The sequence below is a fragment of the Micromonospora sp. NPDC052213 genome (assembly GCF_040679695.1).
Classification (GTDB): domain Bacteria; phylum Actinomycetota; class Actinomycetes; order Mycobacteriales; family Micromonosporaceae; genus Micromonospora.
Map to the genome: position 1 here is coordinate 1 of NZ_JBFAVI010000298.1, position 3786 is coordinate 3786.

The 3786-nt window shown below is 67.9% G+C and carries 3 protein-coding genes and 3 pseudogenes; 3 read left to right on the forward strand and 3 right to left on the reverse strand.

All coding sequences use genetic code 11. From position 1 onward, the window contains the following. Positions 1 to 440 (reverse strand): helix-turn-helix domain-containing protein (locus tag AB0L34_RS33175; protein ID WP_363709562.1); only part of this gene is annotated, 440 nt, incomplete at its 3' end. 183 nt (positions 441 to 623) lie between these two features. On the opposite strand from AB0L34_RS33175, the pseudogene AB0L34_RS33180 reads away from it, so the two are divergent. Next, positions 624 to 1145 (forward strand): annotated as a pseudogene (locus AB0L34_RS33180) (IS3 family transposase); the annotation flags it as partial. Positions 1146 to 1242: 97 nt separating this feature from the next. Here AB0L34_RS33180 and AB0L34_RS33185 read toward each other — a convergent pair. Further along, positions 1243 to 1638 (reverse strand): RidA family protein, encoded by a 396-nt coding sequence (locus tag AB0L34_RS33185; RefSeq protein ID WP_363709564.1) that lies wholly within the window; start codon positions 1636 to 1638, stop codon positions 1243 to 1245. A gap of 126 nt (positions 1639 to 1764) precedes the next feature. Between AB0L34_RS33185 and AB0L34_RS33190 the strand changes: the two genes are divergently transcribed. Continuing rightward, positions 1765 to 2739, forward strand: a complete 975-nt coding sequence (locus AB0L34_RS33190; RefSeq protein ID WP_363709566.1) for a WYL domain-containing protein — start codon at positions 1765 to 1767, stop codon at positions 2737 to 2739. A gap of 20 nt (positions 2740 to 2759) precedes the next feature. Further along, a pseudogene (locus AB0L34_RS33195) lies at positions 2760 to 3474 on the forward strand (transposase); the annotation flags it as partial. A gap of 56 nt (positions 3475 to 3530) precedes the next feature. On the opposite strand, the pseudogene AB0L34_RS33200 reads toward AB0L34_RS33195, so the two are convergent. Next, a pseudogene (locus AB0L34_RS33200) lies at positions 3531 to 3786 on the reverse strand (transposase); the annotation flags it as partial.

A 3786-nucleotide genomic window follows, 5' to 3' on the forward strand; every position in this document is an offset into this window, starting at 1 on the left:
TTGGTCCGCTGGAAGGTGATCCGGTGCCGGTGCAGAATCTGCCGCAGCCGTTCCCGCCCGATCCGGACCCGGCGGGTGGCGTGAAGGCACAGGTGTCGGCGAGCTTGCGGAGGCTCCAGCGGGTGAACGGACGCCCCCAGCTTCTCGGGGCGGGTGTTGGCCGTCTCGACGATGAACTGCTCTTCGTCAGGACTGATCTGGCGGGGACGGCCACCCGCCCACCGAGGGTCCAGGCTGGCCATCCCCATGTCGTTGAACCGGTGGATGACCTGCCTGATCGTGTCCTCGTCGGCCTGGATCAAGCGGGCGATCGCCGGCACCGTGTTCCCGCCGGCCGAGGCGAGCACGACCATCGCCCGCCGTAGTCGGATCGGTGAACCGGTTCCCCGGCGGGTGATTCTGAGCAGCTGCTGACCTTCCTGGTCACTGAGCCGCCGCACGCGTACAGGATCTGCCACCGCCACAGCCTGACCGCCGCGATGCCACCCGCCCGACAGGCCGGACGGCGTGTCACCCGACACCGCGAACGTTCATGGTCACGGCACTAGACGGGTTCATGGTCGCCCGCCGGTGGCTCCAGGGCATCCACATCGTCGCCCTGGTGGGCCTCGGCGCCGCCTTACTTCACCGCCCCCGCCCCGAACTGCCGGTACGTCGGGGACATCACCTACCTGCCGCTAGCCGACGGCCGGAACCTGTACCTGGCCACGGTCATCGACCTGCACTGACGCAAGCTCACCGGGTGGGCCATGGCCGACCACATGCGCACCGAGCTCGTCGAAGACGCCCTGACAGCGGCCGTGCACGAGCGTGGCACCCTGGCCGGGGCCATTTTCCACTCCGACCACGGGTCGGTCTACACGTCCAGGGCGTACGCCGCCTTGTGCGAGCGTCTGAAGGTCACCCAGTCGATGGGCGCCATCGGCTCCTCGGCCGACAACGCGCTCGCCGAGAGCTTCAACGCCACCCTCAAACGCGAGACCCTCGCCGGCGCCACAGCGTTCGCCGACGAGCTCACCGCCCGCCGCACTGTGTTCCGCTGGGCCCATCGCTACAACACCCGCCGGCGCCACTCCGCGTGCGGCAACATCTCCCCGAACGCCTACGAAACCCACCACGCCGCTACCCTTACGGCCGCGGCGTAATCAATCACCACCGTGTCCAAGATCCCGGGTCAAGCCCCATCTGCCTGCTGCTCGTGCCGGCTTGGCCGGCACGAGCAGCAGGAGTGGCATGGTCGCGTTACGCGACGGCGGTTCCTTCGAGTTCGACCATTTGGCCGGGGATCGCCAGTCGCGTCACCCCGAGCATCGTGGTCGTGGGAGCGACACCGGCGGTTCCAAGCCTCCCGGCGAGCACGCCGTAGTGCGGGAACAGCGCATCCACGTCGGTGGTGTACACGTTGAGGCGAACGAGGTTCGCCAGGGACATGCCGGCCTCAGTGAGCACGGCTTCGAGGTTGTCCACGGCCAACGCTAGCTGGGCCGCGATGTCCCCGTCGTGCTCGGGCCGGCCGTCCTTGCTCATCGCGGTCTGCCCCGAGATGTAGAGGGTCCGGGTCTCCCCGGAGACGACCTCACCCTGGTTGAACCCCATCTCCAGCGACCACGTCACCGGGTTGACTGCTGTTCGTTCCATTGCCACTCCAACAGTTGCGACTGCGTGCGCCCGGTGGCTCCGTAGCCGCCGTCTTCGACGCCCGCAAGACCAGCCTTCCAACGAATCGCGACACCTTGTGTCATGTTTTTTGGTAAGAATGAACCTATGCGCGCCGATCGGTTGGTCTCGCTGGTGCTGCTGCTGCGCCAGCGAGGTCGGATGACCGCGGACGAGCTCGCCAGCGAGCTAGAGGTGTCCGCACGCACGGTGCTGCGCGACATCGGGGCGCTGTCCACAGCCGGCGTCCCCGTCTATGCCAATCGCGGACGACACGGCGGGTTCTCCCTGCTTCCAGGCTTCCGCACAGAGCTGACCGGACTGAACCACGACGAAGCGCTCGCGCTGTTCACCGCCGGGTCGGGCCGTGGCGAGAAGGTCTTTGGCCTCAGCACCGCACTCGCCTCCGCGATGCGCAAAGTGGTCGACGCGCTGCCCGAAGGCCATCGAGCTAGCCTGGACGATGCCGCCAAGCGGTTCCTGGTTGAGCCCGAGACCGACCTGCTCTCGCGGCGGCTGGTCACTGAGGACGTGGCGGACAGGGTGATGAGCGAGGTCCGCCGTGCGGTGCTCACCGGGCACAAGCTTCGCTTCGACTACGCCGCACCTAACAAGACGCCTCGCTCACACACCGTCGATCCGATCGGGTTGGTCACCGTCCGCGACCGCACCTACCTGCTGGCCGCCAAGTCCGGAGAAGACCGCACCTACCGGCTGTCGCGAATGCTGACCGCCGAGGGACTTCCCGAACCGGCGGAACGACCCGCGCAGGTTGACCTCGACCGCATCTGGGCCGAACGCAGCGCCCAGTTCCTCTCCGAGAATCACATCCCCGTGCTCGTCAGAGTCAGGCAGTCACGCCGGGAGGAACTGCTGAAAACCGCACGCGCCGTTCGCGCCGAGGAACCAGAAGCAGACGACTGGGTCCGCCTCGACGTGACATTCGAGGATCTGCGACATGCTGTATGGGCGGTATGGCAGCTAGATACCGCCGCAGAAGTCCTCGCCCCCGAGTCGTTGCGTGCGGCCATCCGCGACCGGGTTGCAGCCGTCGCTGCTAGGTATGAGAGCTCCCAAGCTTGAGCCATGCACGGCGCCCGGCACGTAAACGGATCCCGGACCGGCAGGTGCTGTGCGGGATCCTGTTCGTGCTGCACACCGGCATCCAGTGGGAGTTGCTGCCTCAGGAGTTGGGGTTCGGCTCGGGGATGACCTGCTGGCGGCGCCTGGAGGAGTGAAACCGGGCCGGGTGTGGCAGCGGCTGCACGAGCTGCTGCTGGCCGAGTTGCAGGCGGCCGGCAAGCTAAACTGGTACCGCGCCGTGATCGACTCCTCGCATGTGCGGGCTGCCCGACGTGGCCCAAAAGCGGGCCGAGCCCGGTCGACCGCGCCCGCCCGGGCTCGAAGCACCACGTCCTGACCGAGGGTGCCGGCATCCCCCTGGCCGTGTCCTTGACCGGCGGCAACCGCCACGACGTCACCGAACTACTCCCGCTGATCGACAAGATCCCACCGGTACGCGGGCGGCGCGGCCGGCCACGCCAACGCCCTGACCAGATCTTCGGCGACTGCGCCTACGACCACGACAAGTACCGCAAGGCGGTACGCGGCAAGGGCATCCGCCCACGCATCGCCCGCCGCGGCCAGCCCCACGGCTCCGGCCTCGGCGTGTTCCGGTGGGTGGTCGAACGCACGATCGCCTGGTACCACGGCATGCGACGGCTACGCATCCGATGGGAACGCCGCGACGACCTGCACGAAGCCTTCCTCAGCCTCGCCACCTGCATCATCACGTACCGACACGTCGTACGACTTTGTTAGGACCTCCGCCGGGGCTGGACGTGGAAGCCCTTCCGAGCAGGGCGAGGCACCACCTCGACGTCGATTCCCAGCCGGGCGCCGTGCGCCCGTACGGCGGTGTTGTAGCCACCGTCGACCCACGCCTTGACCACGGTCGGATGGTCCGCGGACACGCTGGTGAGCAGATGCCGGCCGGCGGTGGAGTCCTGCACCGACGCGGCGGTGACGATCCCAGCGAGGAGCAGTCCGAGGGTGTCGGTGGCGATGTGCCGCTTGCGTCCCTTGATCTTCTTCGCCGCGTCGACGCCCTGGCTGCCCTCGCCTACGTTG